Here is a 16,502-nt window from a genome sequence, read left to right as displayed (position 1 = left end):
GCGGCGACGACGCAGACGTCGGACAGGTCGACCGTCGGCCGGGTGGGCGGGTCAGCGGTAGCGGGCGGAGGCGGCGGCGAAGGGCCTCGCGTGCGCGGGTGCCGTGGCGAGGAGGGCGACCCAGGAGCCGTCGGTGAACTCGATGTCCATACGGCCCATCTGGAGGGCGCCCGTCGGGTTGGCGCGCACGGCGGCCACGGCCGAACGGGGCACTTCCCAGAACTGCTTCATCACGGGGGTCGTCTGCCACAGCGGCGAGACGTCGCTGAGGCCGAACCAGCGCCGGTCCGTGAGGGCCAGCACGCAGGTGAGCGAACCGCGTACGTTGGCGCGGCCGATGACGAAGTGTCCGGCCGCGCTCTCCCAGCCGCCCTCCATGCTCGTGCCGTACGTCGCGCGCGAGCCGAGGCCGTCCGGGGCGTCCGGCATCCGGTCGGCCGCGTCCGCCGCGGCGGCCGGCCTCGACCGACGGGGGTCGAGGCCCCGGGACTTGGCCAGCTGCCGCAGCGGGCGGGGCAGGCGCGCCTCGATCCGCCGCTGGAGGTCGGGGGGTTCCGGCGGCGCGAGCATCGACTCGGGAGGGGTGGGCACGCCCGGGCCGAGTTCGTGGGAGCAGGCGGCTATGAGGTGCTCCCCCGGCTGGAGGAACTGCCGGGCCTGTTGGCGACTTTCCTCGTTCAACGGGCGTGCTCCTGTCCTTCTTCGGTGGTCATGTCCGGTGCAGGCGATTCTCCCCCATCGCCCACCGTTCATGATCACCGGGGGCGGGTGCCGGGCACGTTGATGTCGAGGACGCAGATGTCGTCCCGGTTCAGCTGCCGCAGCGCCGCCAGGGAGCGGGCGAGGGTGTCGCCCCGGCCCTCCCGCAGCAGCCGCAGGGCGGTGTCGGCGAGCCGGTCGAGGCCCGCTCCGATGTCCTCGCCGGGGTCCTCCACCAGGCCGTCCGTGTAGAGCAGCAGGTGGTCCCCCGGCAGCAGGTCGATCGTCTCCTGGCCGTACGAGGAGTCGTACGCGGCCCCCAGCAGGCAGCCTTCCGGCTGCGGCAGGAAGCGCGCCTCGCCGTCCCGGAGCAGCAGGGGCGGCAGGTGTCCGGCCCGTACCCAGGTCAGGCGGTGGTCCCAGGGCTGGTAGCGGCCCATCACCATGGTGGCCGTCGCCCCGTGCGGATCGACCGCCGTGTGCAGCAGGAGGGTGTTCAGCAGGCGCAGCACCTCCGGGAGGGGGGAGCCGGTGATGGTCATGCCCTTGGTGGTGAACCGCAGCTGGGCCATGGTGCCGACGGCGCCCAGGCCGTGTCCGGCGACGTCACCGACCACGAACAGGGCGCTCCTGTCCGGGAGTTCGATGGCCGAGTACCAGTCGCCGCCGACGTTGATCCCGCTGTCGGCGGGAACGTACGCGACGTCGACGCGCAGGCCGGCCAGCTCCAGCGACTGTTCGGGGATGGGCAGGAGGGTGTCCTGGAGGCGGGCGGCGAGGGCGCGTTCGGCCTTCAGCATGCCGCGCTGGACGAGGTTGGCGCGTTCGCTCTCCAGCAGGGCCTGTTCGACGTCCCGCTGCGCGGTCAGGTCCTGGAAGAAGCCGTGCACCTCCACCGGGCTGCCGTCCGCGTCCGTCTGGGCCTCCGCCACGATCCGCAGGTGCCGTACCCCCTGACGGGTGCTGATGCGGAACTGCTGGTCGACCGCCCTGCCGTCGGCCAGCAGCCGCTGCACCGCCGAGGCCAGCCTGGGGAGGTCCTCCGCCAGCAGGTGGCGGGGCAGTTCCTCCAGCCGCATCGGGCCCAGCGCCGGCTCCCGGTCGAAGATCGCGTAGACCTGGTCGGACCAGGTGATGGTGTCCGTGACCAGGTTCCAGCCCGCCCAGCCGAGGTTCCCCAGCCGCTGCATGTCGGCCAGCCGGCGGGTCTCCCGCTCGCTCGTGTCGTGGCGGATCCACGACACCACCAGCCGCTCCCCCAGCCGGGCCGCGCGCACGGAGTACACGGACTGCTGCGGCACCCCGGCGCTGACCTCCTCGTAGACGAACGGCTCGCCCTCGTACACCGCCCCGGTGGTCAGGGCGTCGAGGTAGCCCTCCCACAGCGCGGTGCCGGCCACCGTCGGATAGGTCTCCAGGATCCGCCGGCCGACCAGTTCCTTCCCGCGCCGCCCCGCCACGTCCACCGACTCGGGTGCGGCCGCCTCGATCCGGTAGTCCTCGACCTCCCCCGCGCGCGAGCGCAGCGGTGTCAGCAGGACCGCGGGTCCGGCGATGGCGTCGAAGACGGTCTGGACGGCGGTCACGTCGTCGCGCAGCGGGTCGGGTCCGTGCGGACCCGGGTCCTCGCGCAGCAGGCCACCGCAGAGCCGCACGGCCCGCCGCAGCAGGGTCCGGGTGCGGGCGTCGAAGGGGCCCTGGCGGCTGCGGAAGAACCCGACCACCGCCGTCACCGGCGCGCTGCCGGGCACCGGGAGCCAGGCGCGCGAGGGCCACCGGGCGGGGGGATCGCCGATCAGCAGGTACCGGGCGGCGTCCCGGTCCGGGTCCTCCAGCCACAGGGCCTCGCCGGTGCTGAGGGCCTCCAGGGCGGCCACCCCGCTGAGCGGGGGGATGTGGCGCCACTGTTCGGCCGTCGCGTCGCCCGCGCCGGCCTGTCCGGCCAGCGCCAGGCTGCCGGCGGCCGCCACGGTGTAGATCATCACCGCGTCCACGTCCTCCGGCTCGGCGAACACCGACCGCAGCAGCTCCGCGACCTCGTCGGGGGTGCGGACGCCTGCCAGCCCCTGGGCCAGCCGGGCGAGCAGCGACCGGCTCCCGGCCCGGGGCGTTCCGGAGACGAGGTAGCGGCTCGTACGGAAGGGCGAGGCGTCCGGCTGGGCGAGTACGGGGGCCGGGTCCTGTGGGCCGGCCGGCGGCGGCTCGGGAGGGGCGCTGCCCGCCCGCCCCAGCGTGATCCAGCACTCTTCCAGGACGGTGCGACGGCGTTGCGCGGCGCGGTCGGCCAGCAACTGGTACGCGGCGTCGGCCGAGACGCCGGCCTGGGCCATCACCACGCCCTTGGCCCGTTCCAGGACGGCCGTCATCGAGGCGACGTTCTCCAGGTCGACGACCTCGGCACGCAGCCTGGCCACGACCCTGGCCAGCGCCAGCAGCTCAGGGGCCGCGGCGTCGCCCGCGGCGGGTAGCACGGACTCGCCCTCCATAGGTCGAGGATGCCATGCCGGAGGTGGGGCGGAGGTACTGTACGGCCCTCCACCACCCTGCGCGCGCAGCTGTCCGGGGCCGTGTGGCGCCGGGCCGCCGGGTTTGTCGGGCAGCAGGGTGGGCAGCCGCGCCATAAAGGCGCAAGGCCGCCAGGACGGAGGCCCAAGATGTCCACAAGCACGCTCATAGCGGTGATCGTCGCCGGGGTGGTCGTGGTGATCGCCCTCGCCACGATTCTGTGGCTGCTGGCGCGGCGGCGCCATCTGCGCGACCGCTTCGGGCCGGAGTACGCGCGCACGGTCGAGGAGAAGGGCGGCGCGCTGGCCGCCGAGCGCGAGCTGCGCGCCCGTGAGGCCCGGCACGACCGGCTCGACATCAAGGAACTCCCCGCCGACCGGCGGCGCCGGTACGCCGAGGAGTGGACGGGCGTCCAGGAGCACTTCGTCGACCGCCCGGCGGGCGCCGTCGACGAGGCCGACGACCTGGTGTCCAGGCTGATGCGGGAACGCGGCTACCCCACCGAGGGCTTCGAGGGGGCGGTGCGCGACCTGTCGGTCGAGCACGGCAGCACGCTGGAGCACTACCGCGCGGCTCACGACGTCCGGACGCGGAGCTCCGCGGGCCGGGCGACGACGGAGGAGCTGCGCGGGGCGATGGTGCACTACCGCGCCCTGTTCGAAGAACTGCTCACGGACCAGAGGAGCCGGTGAGATGCGCAACCATGACGAGAACGAGACGACCGAGCGCACCCCGCTGAGCACGGAGGACTTGGCGGGCCCGGACGAGTCCGGCGGGGGCGCGGTGCCCGTCTACCCGGGCGAGGCGTCCGGGGACACCCTGTCCGAGGCGCGGAGGGGCGGCCAGGACGAGGGGGACGCGCCGCTGACGGGCCGCGACGACCAGGTCGCGGACACCGGTGGCCGGGACGACGACCTCGGACGCGGCCGGGACGAGGAGCTCGGGCGCTCCCAGGACGACGGCCTCGGACCGGCGGGGCTCGGCGACCGGAGCACCACGGCCGGCGCGGACGACGGCGCCCTGCGGGGCGGGCCCGCGGAGCCGGGCGGCGCCGGGGACGACCAGCCGCTGGTCGCCGCCGCGGACGCCGAGCGGTACCGCACCGCATGGGGCGAGATCCAGGGCCGTTTCGTCGACGACCCGCAGGAGGCGGTCACCTCCGCGGACAGCCTGGTGGCCGAGCTCATGCAGGACCTCGCCGGGACGTTCAACGCGCACAAGCAGGACCTGCAGGGCCAGTGGCAGCGCGGGGACCAGGTGGCCACCGAGGACCTGCGCATGGCGCTCCAGCACTACCGGTCGTTCTTCAACCGCCTGCTGAAGACCTGAGACCGGACCGGCCGGCCACCACAGGAGGAGCGGAAGGGCGTCAGCCCTTCCGCTCCTCCTGTGCGGACGCGCAGCCGATGCACTCGACGTCGATCTGGTCGGCGAGCTCGGTCAGTACGTCGGCCAGGTCGGACACCGTCCGCTCGTCGGCGGGCATCTCGCCCGTCTCGGTGGCGTCCACCCAGTCCTCGGCCAGGCGGCGCAGCAGCGCGGTGACGTGGTCGGCGGGGATCAGCAGACCCCCGTCTTCTGCGGGGAACAGCGGTATCGACACCTGGATCATGGGACTTCCTCCCGGACGGCTCCTCATCGTCGGCTACCCGCACTCCGGCGGGGCAACCGTGCGCGCCGACCCCGCGCCGCTCAGGCCTCCTCCCCGGCCAGGGCGGCGAGGACCCGGTCGGGGGTGAGGGGCAGCTCGCGGATCCGGCGGCCGGTCGCGCGGGCGAAGGCGTTGCCGATGGCGGCGGCCGCGCCCACCGTGCCGATCTCGCCGATCCCCTTGCTGCCCATGGGGTTCAGGTGCTTGTCGTGCTCGTCCACCCAGTACGCCTCGATGTCGGGTACGTCGGCGTGCACCGGCACGTGGTACGAGGCCAGGTCGCGCGCGGTGAAGTCGCCGTACACCGGATCCAGCGGGGAGTGCTCGGTGAGGGCCATGCCCAGGCCCATCGTCATGCCTCCGACGAACTGGGAGCGGGCCGTGAGCGGGTTGAGGATGCGGCCGGCCGCGAAGACGCCCAGCATGCGCAGCACCCGCACCTCCCCGGTCACCGTGTCGACCCGCACCTCGGCGAACTGGGCGCCGAAGGCGTGGCGCGCGTACGGCGAGCGCTGTTTGGCGGCGGCGGTGGTGTCGGCGGAGGCGCAGAGCCCGCCCTCGGGGACGTTCCCGTCCCGCCGCTCCAGCTTCAGTGCGAGCGCGCGGCAGGCCTCGTGCACCGCCCATCCCCAGGACGCGGTACCGGACGAGCCGCCCGCGAGCGGTGCCTGGGGCAGGCCGGTGTGCCCGACCACGCTCGTCACCCGGTCCGCGGGCACGCCCAGCGCGTCGGCGGCGACCAGGGCCAGGACGGTGCGGGCCCCGGTCCCGATGTCGGTGGCGGCCACCTCCACCCGGTAGGTGCCGTCCGGCAGGGCGTGTGCCAGCGCCTGGGAGGGGGCCACCAGCACCGGGTACGTGGACGCGGCCACGCCGGCGCCGGTCAGCAGGGCGCCGGACGCCCGGGCTGCGCGGGCGTCCGCCCAGCCGAAGCGCCGTGCGCCCTCGCGCAGACAGGCCGCCAGGTTGCGGCTGCTGTACGGGCGTCCGCTGTCCGGCTCCGCGTCCGGCTCGTTGCGCAGCCGCAGCTCGACGGGGTCGATGCCCAGGACGTCGGCGAGTTCGTCCATCGCCGACTCCAGCGCGTACATGCCGGGCGTTTCGCCGGGCGCCCGCATCCAGGACGGGGTGGGGACGTCGAGCGGTACGACCCGGTGCGCGGTGAGGAGGCCGGGGGCCTCGTACATCACCCGGGCGGGGACGGCCGCCTGCTCGACGAACTCGCGGATCCGCGAGGTGTGGGTGGTGACCTCGTGCGCCAGGGCCGTGAGGGTGCCGTCGGGGCGGGCGCCGATGCGGAGCCGGTGCAGGGTGGGGGCGCGGTGGCCCACCACGGCGGGCAGGTGGCCGCGGGGCAGGGCGAGCTTCACGGGCCGGCCGGTGTGCCGGGCCGCCATGACGGCGAGCACGACGTGCGGACGGGGCGTGCCCTTGCAGCCGAATCCGCCGCCCACGTGCTCGGAGTTCACGGTGATCCGCTCCTCCGGCAGGCCGAACAGGGAGGCCAGCTCGGTCCGGACGGTGTTGGCGCCCTGGCTGGAGTCGTACACCGTCAGCCGGCCCTCGTCCGCGTCCCAGACGGCGGTGGCCGCGTGCGGCTCCATCGGGTGGTTGTGCAGCGGGGGCACCGTGTACCGGCAGTCGACGCGCACCGGCGCGGAGGCGTACGCGGCGAGCGCGTCGCCCCGCTCGCTGCGCCCGGGGTAGCCGCCGTTGGCCTTCTCGGGGGCGTAGGCGCCGGGGTGCTCCTCGTACAGCCGGACGTCGGGGGCGCCCTCGGCCTCGTAGGTCACGGTCACGGCCTCGGCGGCGGCCCGGGCGCGCTCCAGGGTGTCGGCCACCGCCAGGGCGACGTACCAGCCGCGGTGGGGCACCCGCGCGTCCTGGAGCAGCCGCAGCTCGGCGTCCTCGGTCGGCCCCAGCCGGGGGGCGTCGGAGGCGGTGAGCACGGTCACCACGCCGGGCAGCGCCGCGGCCGCGGCCGTGTCCACGCGGACCGTCCGGCCGGACGCCACGGTGGCGGGTACCGGCCAGGCGTACAGGCAGCCGGGCGGGGTGTGGTCGGCGGCGTAGCGGGCGGTGCCGGTGACCTTCGGCACGGCCTCCCGCCGGGTCGCGGGCGAGCCGAGCGCGGTGAAGCCTTCCATGTCTCTCCTTCTGTCGCGCCGCGCGCACCCCGCCGGGCGGGCGGGGCGGCCGCCGGGGTCAGTCCGGCAGGGACCCGGCGAGCCGGCCCAGTACGTCGACGGCGAGGTTGCGGGCGAGGCGCACCTTGAAGGCGTTGTCGCGCAGCGGGCGGGCCGCCTGGAGTTCCGCGTCCACGGCCGTGCGCAGGACGTCTTCCGCCGGCCGCTCCCCCAGCAGGCGCTCCTCGGCGACCCGGGCCCGCCAGGGCCGGTGCGCCAGCCCGCCGAAGGCGAGCGCCACCCGGGAGATCCGGCCGTCCCGGGTCTCCAGGACCGCTGCGGCCGACGCGAGCGCGAAGGCGTACGAGGCGCGGTCCCTGGCCTTGCGGTAGGCGGAGGGGACGCCGAACGCGCCGGGCGGCAGGATGACCGCCGTGACGAGCTCCCCGTGCCCCAGCGTCGTGTCCCGCTCGGGGTGCTCCCCGGGCAGCCGCAGGAAGCCGTCGAGCGGCACCCTGCGGACGCCGTCGGCGCCGGTGACCTCCACCTCGGCGTCGAGCGCGCTCAGCGCCACGGCGAGGTCGGAGGGGTGGGTGGCGACGCACAGCGGGGAGTGCCCGAGTACGGCGTGCTCGCGGTTGACGCCGTCGAGGGCGGCGCAGCCGCTGCCGGGCTCCCGCTTGTTGCAGGCCTTGGACACGTCCTGGAAGTAGCCGCAGCGGGTGCGCTGGAGCAGGTTGCCGCCGGTCGTCGCGGCATTGCGCAGCTGCGCCGACGCCCCGGCCAGGAGGGCCTGGGCGAGGGCCGGACAGCGGGCCCCGGCGACCGGGTGCGTGGCGAGGTCGGCGTTGCGCACGCCGGCGCCGACGCGGACCCCGCCGTCCGCGGTGGCCTCGACCTCGGCGGGCAGCAGGCGGGCGATGTCCACGACGGTGTCGGGCCGCTCGACGCCGAGCTTCATCAGGTCCACGAGGTTGGTGCCGCCGGCGAGGTAGGCGGAGCCGGGCCGGCCGCCGTGGGCCCCGGCCGCTTCGGCGAGGCCGGCGGGGCGGACGTAGTGGAAGGGCTTCACGCGACCACGTCCCGTACGGCGTCGACGATGCGCGGGTAGGCGCCGCAGCGGCACAGGTTGCCGCTCAGCCGTTCGGCGATCGCCTCGCGGGTGAGGTCCGCGCCCTCCGCCTTCGCCTCGGCGAGCAGGCCGACGGCCGAGCACAGCTGGCCGGCCGTGCAGTAGCCGCACTGGAAGGCGTCCCGGGCCGCGAAGGCCTCCTGGAGGGGGTGGGGCCGCCCGTCGGGCCCGGCGAGGCCCTCGACGGTGGTGACCCGCGCGCCGTCCTGGGCGACGGCGAGCAGCAGGCAGCTGTTGAGCCGCCGGCCGTCGACGAGGACGGTGCAGGCCCCGCACTGGCCGTGGTCGCAGCCCTTCTTCGAGCCGGTGAGGTCGAGCCGCTCGCGCAGCGCGTCGAGCAGGGTCGTGCGGTGGTCCAGGTCGAGGGTGTGCCGTTCGCCGTTGACGTACAGCGTGACCTGCGCGTGCGTGGCTTCGTGGCCGTCCATGCCGAAACGCCTGCCTCTCCTGACGGTCCTCACCGCCCCTTGGCGTGTAACCGGTCGGCGGCGTCCCGCACCGCATCGGGGCCCGGTTCCACCCGATCGGGTTTGGACGGCGGAAGCTGGGCAGGCGGTCCCATGAGGCTCTCGGAAAGGAGATCACCATGGCGGAGAAGGCCAAGGGCAAGATGGACCAGGCCAAGGGCAAGGCGAAGGAGGCCGTCGGCAAGGTCACCGGCAACGACCGGATGAAGGCCGAAGGCAAGATGGACCAGGTCAAGGGCAAGACGAAGGAAACCATGGGCAAGGCCGACGAGAGCGCGCGCGGAGTGGGCGACTCCCTGCGCGACCGTCGCCGCGAGACCTGATCCCCCGCGGCCCCGTACGGCGTGGCCCCCGGCCGGAACCGGCCGGGGGCCACGCCGTGCCGCGTCGCGGGCCCGTTTCTCGAACGGCCCCTCAGCCGCCGGTTCGGGTCCGGTCGGCCTCCAGGAAGTGGAAGCCGGGGCGCGGGTGCATCAGGAAGTCGTGGTGCGAGATGTTCCAGGCGTAGGCTCCCGCGACCCCGAACGCCACCCGGTCCCCCGCCCGCAGGCCGGCGGCCGGCACGCCGCGCGCCAGCAGGTCCTTGGGCGTGCACAGCTGGCCGGTGAGCGTGATCCGCTCCCCCTCGGCACCCGGCCGGGGCCAGGGGTGGGGCCATGCGGCGACGGGCAGCACGGTGCAGGGCTGGTCGTGGCCCTTGGTCGCCGGGGTGCGCAGGTGGTGGGTGCCGCCGCGGACCACGGCGAACTCCTCGCCGCGGCTGTGCTTGACGTCCAGTACCTCGGTGGCGTACCAGCCGCAGTACGCGGTCAGGGCGCGGCCGGGCTCGATGCGCAGGGTCAGGCCGGGGTGCGCGTCCGCGAGCCGGGCGAGGCCCGCGCCGTAGGCCGTCCAGTCGAAACGGGCGTCCGGGTCCGCGTAGTCGACGTTCATGCCGCCGCCCACGTTGACCTCCGTGAACGTGACGCGGTGGCGGGCGGCGAGGCCGGCGGCCCAGGTCAGGACGGACTCGGCGACGGCGAGCTGCTCGGGGGCGTCGAGCCCGCTGGCCAGGTGGGCGTGGACGCCCAGCAGGCGCAGCCGCGGGTAGGTGCCGTCGGTGAGCAGGCGCACCGCCGTGTCGGCGTCGTCGGGGTCCAGGCCGAAGGGGGTGGGGCGGCCGCCCATGGCCAGGGAGCTGCCTTCGAGGGAGGCGGCGTCCAGGGGCAGGTTGAAGCGGAGCAGCACCCCGGGGGCCGCGGAGCCGGGGGCGGTGCGCGTGACGAGGTCGGCCAGCATCCGCAGCTCGTGCAGGCTCTCCACGTGGAAGCGCTGCACGCCCAGTTCGAGGGCGCTCACGATCTCCGCCGGGGTCTTCCCGGGTCCGCCGAAGGCGAGGGGGCTGCCCGGCACCGCCTTGGTGACGTGGGCGAGTTCGCCGCCGGAGGAGACCTCGTAGCCGTCGACGTACGGTGCGAGGGCGGCGAGGATCTCCGCCTCCGGGTTGGCCTTGGCCGCGTAGTAGAGCTCGACGCGCTCCGGCAGGGCGGCCCGTACGGCGGCGGCGTGCTCGCGCAGGGCCGTCAGGTCGTACAAATAGGCGGGCAGTTCCGTCGCCGCGAGGTCGAGGACGCGGTCGCGTACGGCTGCGGTGGGGGCGGTCAACGGGGGCTCCGGGTGGTTTCGGCGTGGGCGTCTTCGGTGCGGTCGTCGTCGGTGTGGTCGCGCAGCACCTGGGACAGCACGTCCTCGGTGAGCGGGGAGGCCAGCCGGACGTATCCGGCTTCGCGGTCGGCCTTGCGCTCCCAGCGGGTGAGCAGGTTCGCCTTGGCGGGCAGCGGCACGCCGGCGAGCAGGGCGGCCAGGCGCGGGGGGCAGCCGTGCCGGTCGGCGTGCTCCTGGACGGTGGCGCGGACCTGGGACCACAGGGCGGCCTCGGTCTGCGGGTGGAGGTCGGCGAGGGCGGCGAGCATCTCGGCGATGTGGTTGACCAGCAGGCAGTAGACGACCCTGTCCCAGCCGCGCTGGGCGTCGTACGTCATGGGGCCGGCGACGTCGGCCGGCAGTGCGGCGAGGAGGTCCGCGTGGTGCTCGGGGACGAGCTTGGTGCCCTCGAGGTCGCGGAAGAGCACCTGGGCCGGCATGCCCTCGTCGTCGACGCAGACGACGACGTTCTGCAGGTGCGGCTCCAGGACCAGGCCGTGGTCGAAATACGCGGACAGGACCGGCGGTACGAGCAGCTTCACGTACGCGGCCCACCAGGCGAGGGCGGCCTGCGGGTCCCCGGTGTCGATGAGGCGGGAGATGTGTCCGGGGCCCGTGGGGTACTCGTCGGCGACGGCGGCGGCCAGGAGGGGGGTGGTGCCGGGCATGAGCCGGGTGAGCAGGCCCTCCCGGACGATCACGCCGAAGCCCTCCAGGAGGGACCGGTCCGGGGTGCCGTCGGGGCCGGGCAGGGCGATGCTGCGGTAGGCGGGCTCGCGGAGCATGGCGGTGCCGGGGAAGCGGGCCTCCAGGTCCGCCAGGACCGGGGCCAGCAGGCGGGTCAGGGCGACCGCGCCGGAGAGTTCGTAACTGGCGTTCTTGCGCAGGCAGTTGGTGATGCGGACGTTGAGGCTGAACTTCAGGAAGGTGTCCCCGTCGTACAGGGTGCGGACCGAGGCGGTGGCGGCGAAGGGCTCGCCGCCCTCGCCGAGGTCCAGCACGTCGCCGCGGTCGAGGGCCGCGCGCAGCTGCGGGGACCCGCTGAGCATCTCGTACTGCCAGGGGTGCGCCGGCAGCAGCCGGTAGCCGTCGGGGACGTCGGCGCGCAGGGCGTCGAGGGGCCGTGTCGCACCGTCCTCGGCGCTCTCCTCGATGACGAGGTGCTCGCGCACGGCGAGGTGGCGCAGCCGGAAGGTGGCGCCGGTCTCGGGCGCGTAGGCGAGCCAGGAGGCGGTGTCGCCGCTGCGGGCCTTGGGGGTGGGGTGGAAGCGGTGGCCGAGGACGAGGGACTGCTCGGACTCCAGGTAGGCGGCGAGCCCGTCGCCGTCCCCGACGGCGGTGCCCGTGGCCGGCCGGGCGGCGCGTACGGCGAGGGCGGCCGAGACGGCCTCGTGGCTGGAGGCGACCTGCTCCAGGAACTCCTCGTTGCGCACGTCGGTCCGCAGCGCCAGTTCGTCCTGGACGTACTCGGCGAGCCGGCGCCAGCCGACCGCGGCCCACCCGCCGTCCCGGCGCTCGCGCACCGGACCGGTGAAGCGGTGGGCGCCGAGCAGCGAGGTGCGGCGCAGGGCGGCGCGCAGCAGCACTCCGCGGCGGGGCAGCCACAGCAGCAGGTGGCCGTCGGCCACGGCGGTCTGGTGTTCCGGCCCGGACAGCTCGCGCAGCAGGCAGTTCAGGAGGGTGTGGGCGACCGCTTCGTCGGCCGTGGGCAGCCCGGCCGGGGATACGGCGGCACGGGTGGCGACGGGGGCGGCACCGCTTGCATCGGTCAGGGACATCAACGGCTCCAGCGGGTGCGGAGAGAGCGGGGGGAACGGAGGTTCAGGGCCGGGAGCGCGGTCGCGCAGACGGTGGCCAGGGCCACGGCGGTACCGGTCAGCACGGGGGCGGTCGGCCCGTACAGGCTGTTGCCGACGGCGGCGGCGAGGCCCGCGGCGACGGCTCCGGCCTTGGAGAAGAACTCGATCGAGCCGAACAGCCCGCCCGGCGCACGCCCCTTGGCGCACTCGGAGGCCATCACGGAGAGGCAGACCAGACCGAGGGTCAGGCCCGCGCCCAGCAGCAGGCGGACGGCGGCCAGGGTGGCGAGCGAGTGGGCCGGCCAGTGTCCGGCCAGCCCGAGGGCTATGCAGGCGAAGCCGATCGCCACGCCGAGGCGGGGGCGCGCGTGGAACGTGGAGTGCACCCACATCGCGGCGGCGAGGTAGCACAGGTGGGGCAGGGCGAAGAGGACGCCGGAGACCGCCGGCGAGGTGCCGGGGATCCGCTCGTCGACGAGGGAGATCAGGTACGGGAAGGAGATGACCGTGGAGAAGACGAAGGCGAACTCCAGGGCGTACAGCCGGTACAGCGTGGCCCGCCCGCGGCCCGGCTCCCCGCCCGGCTCCGCGGCCGGGGCGTCGGACGGCGCCGCCGCGGGCGTACGCGGCCGTGTGCGCCCGCCGCGGGATTCCGGCAGCGCGGCGATCAGCGCCGCGGCCGTCAGCGGCAGGACGGCGAGCAGGGCGTACTGGCGGTGCGGGGACAGCCAGGGGGAGAGGCTGCCGACCACGATCGGGGCGAAGACCAGCGCGGCGCGCGCGGCGCCCTGCATCAGCGTCAGCGCCTTGGACAGCTGTGCTCCTTCCAGCGCGGCGCCCAGGTAGCCGTTGGACGCGGCGAAGGTGCCGCCGAGCACGCCCTGGAGGACCAGGGCGACGGTGAAGGCGGCGATCGAGTCGGCCCAGCCGGCCAGCAGGAAGGACACCGCGAGGCCCAGCTGGGCGCGCAGCAGGAGCCGCTTGCGGCCGAACCGGTCGGCGAGCCGCCCCCACAGGGGGGCGCCGACGGCGGCGAAGATGGTGGGGACGATGTAGAGCACCCCGGCCCAGCTCGCGTCGCGGTCGCCGAGCTCCGGGAGGATCTCGGTGAGGAAGGGCGGCAGGCCGAGCGCCGCGAAGGAGGCCACGAAGTAGCAGCCGGCCACCGCGTGCACCTGTCTACGGCCGAGCGCCGGGCGGAGCTCGGGCTCGGGGCCGGCGGCGGGGACCGCCGTGCGCTGGTCCGCGGGGGCTTCGGTACTCATGGTGAACCCTCCTGCCGGAGGAGGTAGTTGGGTCCGGTGGTGTAGTGCTTGTTGATGTCGGCGGCGCCCGAGCGCTCCTTGCTGAGCAGCGTTCCGGCGGTGACCATCGCCTTGACGGGCAGCTGCGGAGCGTCCAGGACGTGGGCGCGCAGCACGGCGCCGGGCTCCCCCGGTGCGGTGCCGAGCCGTTCGGCGGCCTCGGCGAGCCGGTCGCGTACGAGGTCCAGCAGGACCCGGGCGTCGGCGCGGCCGTGCCGGGCCAGCCCGAAGGCGTAGGAACCGGCGCACAGGTGCAGGGTGATGGTGGTGAACAGGTCGGTGAGCGGGCGGTCGTCCTCGCTGAAGGCGCGGGGGTCGTCGAAGCCGAGGGGGGCGTCGGCGCCGAGCGTGGCGCGTACGCGGGCGGCGTGGACGCGCGGGCCGTCGTCGTCCTTGAACAGCAGCCGCAGGCGGGTGTCGCCGGCCGGGCCGCGGTCGAGGACGAGGGAGATGTTCTGCTGGTGCGACTCCAGGGCGATGCCGTAGCCGAACAGGGTGGTCTGCCAGTCGAGGAGCAGCCGCAGGTAGGCGCCGAGGAGGGCGAGCGGGTCCCCGCCGTAGAACCGGTCGGCGAGGTGGTCGATCAGCAGCCGGCCGCCGGGGGCCTCGGCGAGGAGCGCGGCGAGCGGGGTGACGACGGCGTCCTCCAGTCCGGCCGGGTGGCGGCGGCAGAGGGCGGCGAGGAGCTCGTGGCCGGCGTGGGCGTAGACCGTCTCGTCGGCGTGCAGGACGACGCCCTGGAAGCGCGGTTCGCGGGCGACGACGGCTTCCACGAGGCGCTGGCCGGCGACCCCGTCGGCGAGGAAGCCGGGCCGGATGACGCGGCGGTTGCGCAGGCCCAGGGTGGCGGTGGCCATCGGGACCTTGATGTGCAGGGTGGGGTCGTCGGTGACGGAGACCGTGCGCATGGACAGGGTGGGGACGACGTCGAGGTACGGGCGCTCGGCCAGGACCGCCCGGCCGGTCAGGCCCGCGGCGTGCAGGGCCTCGTCCAGCGGTGCGCCGACGGTGAGCGGGTGGACGGGCAGGGCGAGGTGGCTGTGGTCGAGCGCGGGCAGGCCGAGCGCGGCCGGCGTGGGCCAGAGGGCGGGCAGCGCGTCCGGGCCGCCGGCCACGGTGAGGTCCTGCCGGGGGACGGCGATCCAGCGCAGGGCGAAGTGCGGGTGGAACTCGGGGGCGTAGGCGTGCAGCTGGTCCTCGTCGAGGCCGGAGCGGCCGCGCGCGGTGGGGTACACCGGGTGGTCGAGGCGTGCCGCGAGGGTGTCGTACGCGAGCCCGCCCGCGAGGCCGGTCCAGTCGGCGGGTTCCGCTCCGTGGGCGGCGGTCAGGGTGGCGGCGGCCTGGTCGCGGGTGCGGGAGTGCAGGCGCATGGTGGCGAGGGTCTGGCGGCACTCCTCGGCGAAGGCGTCGAAGCCGCCCCGGTCGACGGGGTCGGCGAGCGCGCCGAGGGCGTCGAGCACCTCGTCGTGGGTGGTGAGTTCGCGGCCGTCGGACTCGCGCACGAGCAGCGGCAGCCGGGCGGCGTGGACGCTCTGGTAGCCGTCCTCGGCGACCGGGAGGAGCAGCGCGTCACCGTCCTCGGCGGGCAGCCGCAGCCACCGTCCGTCGGCGCGGTCGACGGGGGTGGTGCGGGTGCGCAGGCCGACGACGTCCTCCCGCAGGAGGGCGCCGAGGACGCGCAGCAGCAGCTCCGCTTCGGTGGTGTCGGCGAGGGCCGGGGCGGCGGGGGCCGCCTGGGCGGTCGTCGTCACGGGGTGATCTCCCACCGCTGGGCCGCGAGGTAGTCGGCGGCGATCCGGTCGACGGTCGCCTGGTCCTCGCCGACCGCGCGCAGCACTCCGATGTAGTCGCGGTTGGTGTGGTAAAGCCCGTGCCGCTCCCCCACCGCGCGCAGCGGCCGGTACGTCAGTTCGACGCCGTCCACGACGAGGTCGGCCGCCGCGGGCGCGGCCGTGAGCGTGCCGGCGCTGTGGGCGCAGGGGTAGTCGACGACGGCGGCGCCTTCCGTGCGCGCGCCCAGGTCGGCGGGCAGCGGCTGCCCCAGGTGCGTGCGCAGGACGTGCTCGAAGAGCGGAATGTCCAGCAGCCGCGTCAGGAGCAGGTCCATCTGGTCCCCGATGGCCCGGTAGTTGACCTCGATGATGCGGGCGCGGCCGTCGTGCACGACGAACTCGGTGTGGCAGACGCCGAATCCGACGCCGAGGGCGTCGAGCTGGGCGAGGACCTGCTCCAGCACCGGTTCGGGGTGGTGGGGGATGTAGACCAGCCGCTCCTCGATGAAGTACGGGGGTGCGGACAGCCGGGTGTGGAAGCCGCTCAGTACGTGACGGACGTTCCCGTCGCCGAGCGTCTCCAGGGTGTACAGCTCGCCGGCCAGGTACTCCTCGACCACCAGGGGCGCCTGCGGCCGGCGGACCTGGATCTCCTTGCAGCGCAGGACGAGCTCCTCCGGCCCCTCGACCAGCACCACGTCCTCACTGGCGACCCCCTCGCGCGGCTTGACCACGCACGGGTAGGGCACGTCCAGGGCGAGGAGGGAGACCGGGTCCTGACCGGGGGACAGCTCCGTCGACCACACCGCGTCCAGCCCGCTCGCGGCCAGGTGGCGGCGCATCTGGGCCTTGTCCTTGACCCTCAGGGTCGCGCGCCAGTCCTTGGCGGGCAGGCCGAAGTAGTCCGCCGCCAGCGCCGCCTGGGTCTGGAGGTGGTCGCTGTTGGTGAACACGGCGTCGGGTGCGTGGTGGGTCGATATGCGGGTGATGACCGCGCGGAAGTCGCGTACGTCGCACTCCAGGACCTCGACGTCCGCGGCGACCGACCGGCGGTGGGCCTCGGGCTGGTCGGTCAGGACGGTGACGTCGAGACCGAGCCGGGCGGCGGCGGGGAGGAACCCTTCGGTGACCGAATCGGTCGGGTTGAGTGCGAGCAGGTACAACCGCATGGGCTGGAGCCCCTTCCGAGAACTGAACAGTGGGGGTGAGCGTGGTGGCTGTTTTCCGGCACGCCGTGGCGCCGGTGGATTCCGCGTTCCACCGGTGACGTCAGCTTAGGTTAGCCAACCCTTAGCTTCAACCAGGCTGGGCGGCACGCGGCCTGACGGAGCAGCCATGATCGTAAACCATTGGGTTAAGGTAAG

14 protein-coding genes are annotated in these 16,502 nt (G+C 74.8%); 3 read left to right on the top strand and 11 right to left on the bottom strand.

The genetic code is table 11. The annotated features are described in order from the left end of the window. Positions 1-51 precede the first annotated feature (51 nt). Both ACZ501_RS17975 and ACZ501_RS17970 read right to left on the bottom strand, forming a co-directional pair. On the bottom strand, positions 52-681 hold the full coding sequence (locus tag ACZ501_RS17975; RefSeq protein ID WP_468796429.1) for a hypothetical protein: 630 nt from the start codon (positions 679-681) through the stop codon (positions 52-54). Positions 682-755: 74 nt separating this feature from the next. Beyond that, entirely contained in the window at positions 756-3,185 is a 2,430-nt protein-coding gene (locus ACZ501_RS17970; RefSeq protein ID WP_468796427.1) for a SpoIIE family protein phosphatase, read from the bottom strand. 168 nt (positions 3,186-3,353) lie between these two features. On the opposite strand from ACZ501_RS17970, the gene ACZ501_RS17965 reads away from it, so the two are divergent. Beyond that, positions 3,354-3,896, top strand: a complete 543-nt coding sequence (locus tag ACZ501_RS17965) for a hypothetical protein (RefSeq protein ID WP_361610641.1) — start codon at positions 3,354-3,356, stop codon at positions 3,894-3,896. A 1-nt stretch (position 3,897) separates the two neighbouring features. Then, entirely contained in the window at positions 3,898-4,533 is a 636-nt protein-coding gene (locus tag ACZ501_RS17960) for a hypothetical protein (RefSeq protein ID WP_468796425.1), read from the top strand. Positions 4,534-4,573: 40 nt separating this feature from the next. Here the strand turns inward: ACZ501_RS17960 and ACZ501_RS17955 are convergent, their stop codons facing one another. The 4 genes from ACZ501_RS17955 to ACZ501_RS17940 form a co-directional block, all read right to left on the bottom strand. Beyond that, positions 4,574-4,816 (bottom strand): DUF6213 family protein, encoded by a 243-nt coding sequence (locus ACZ501_RS17955; protein ID WP_362457748.1) that lies wholly within the window; start codon positions 4,814-4,816, stop codon positions 4,574-4,576. 80 nt (positions 4,817-4,896) lie between these two features. After that, positions 4,897-7,002 (bottom strand): xanthine dehydrogenase family protein molybdopterin-binding subunit, encoded by a 2,106-nt coding sequence (locus ACZ501_RS17950; protein WP_468796423.1) that lies wholly within the window; start codon positions 7,000-7,002, stop codon positions 4,897-4,899. 58 nt (positions 7,003-7,060) lie between these two features. Further along, on the bottom strand, positions 7,061-8,053 hold the full coding sequence (locus ACZ501_RS17945; RefSeq protein ID WP_468796421.1) for an FAD binding domain-containing protein: 993 nt from the start codon (positions 8,051-8,053) through the stop codon (positions 7,061-7,063). Continuing rightward, complete coding sequence (locus ACZ501_RS17940) at positions 8,050-8,541, bottom strand: (2Fe-2S)-binding protein (protein ID WP_468796419.1); 492 nt, start codon at positions 8,539-8,541, stop codon at positions 8,050-8,052. Before ACZ501_RS17940 ends, ACZ501_RS17945 begins: the two co-directional genes overlap by 4 nt. 158 nt (positions 8,542-8,699) lie before the next feature. Here ACZ501_RS17940 and ACZ501_RS17935 point away from each other — a divergent pair, with 158 nt between their 5' ends. Further along, a complete protein-coding gene (locus ACZ501_RS17935; protein WP_362457760.1) occupies positions 8,700-8,903 on the top strand; it encodes a CsbD family protein in 204 nt (67 codons plus the stop codon). Between the two features lie 91 nt (positions 8,904-8,994). Here the strand turns inward: ACZ501_RS17935 and ACZ501_RS17930 are convergent, their stop codons facing one another. The 5 genes from ACZ501_RS17930 to ACZ501_RS17910 are packed head-to-tail and all read right to left on the bottom strand — an operon-like array spanning position 8,995 to position 16,307. After that, positions 8,995-10,224: a type III PLP-dependent enzyme gene (locus ACZ501_RS17930; protein ID WP_468796417.1), complete on the bottom strand. Its 1,230-nt coding sequence runs from the start codon at positions 10,222-10,224 to the stop codon at positions 8,995-8,997. Then, a complete protein-coding gene (locus ACZ501_RS17925) occupies positions 10,221-12,041 on the bottom strand; it encodes an IucA/IucC family protein (RefSeq protein WP_468796415.1) in 1,821 nt (606 codons plus the stop codon). Before ACZ501_RS17925 ends, ACZ501_RS17930 begins: the two co-directional genes overlap by 4 nt. After that, on the bottom strand, positions 12,041-13,327 hold the full coding sequence (locus ACZ501_RS17920; protein ID WP_468796413.1) for an MFS transporter: 1,287 nt from the start codon (positions 13,325-13,327) through the stop codon (positions 12,041-12,043). The genes ACZ501_RS17925 and ACZ501_RS17920 overlap by 1 nt, the downstream gene beginning before the upstream one ends. Next, the gene (locus ACZ501_RS17915) at positions 13,324-15,117 is read right to left on the bottom strand and encodes an IucA/IucC family protein (protein WP_468796411.1); all 1,794 of its coding nucleotides are present in this window, start codon (positions 15,115-15,117) and stop codon (positions 13,324-13,326) included. Before ACZ501_RS17915 ends, ACZ501_RS17920 begins: the two co-directional genes overlap by 4 nt. Beyond that, a complete protein-coding gene (locus ACZ501_RS17910) occupies positions 15,114-16,307 on the bottom strand; it encodes an ATP-grasp domain-containing protein (RefSeq protein ID WP_468796409.1) in 1,194 nt (397 codons plus the stop codon). Before ACZ501_RS17910 ends, ACZ501_RS17915 begins: the two co-directional genes overlap by 4 nt. Positions 16,308-16,502 lie beyond the last annotated feature (195 nt).

The organism is Streptomyces sp. NPDC034085 (assembly GCF_055575555.1).
Note: the sequence above shows the minus strand (reverse complement) of the source record. Positions and strands in the feature narration are given on the sequence as shown.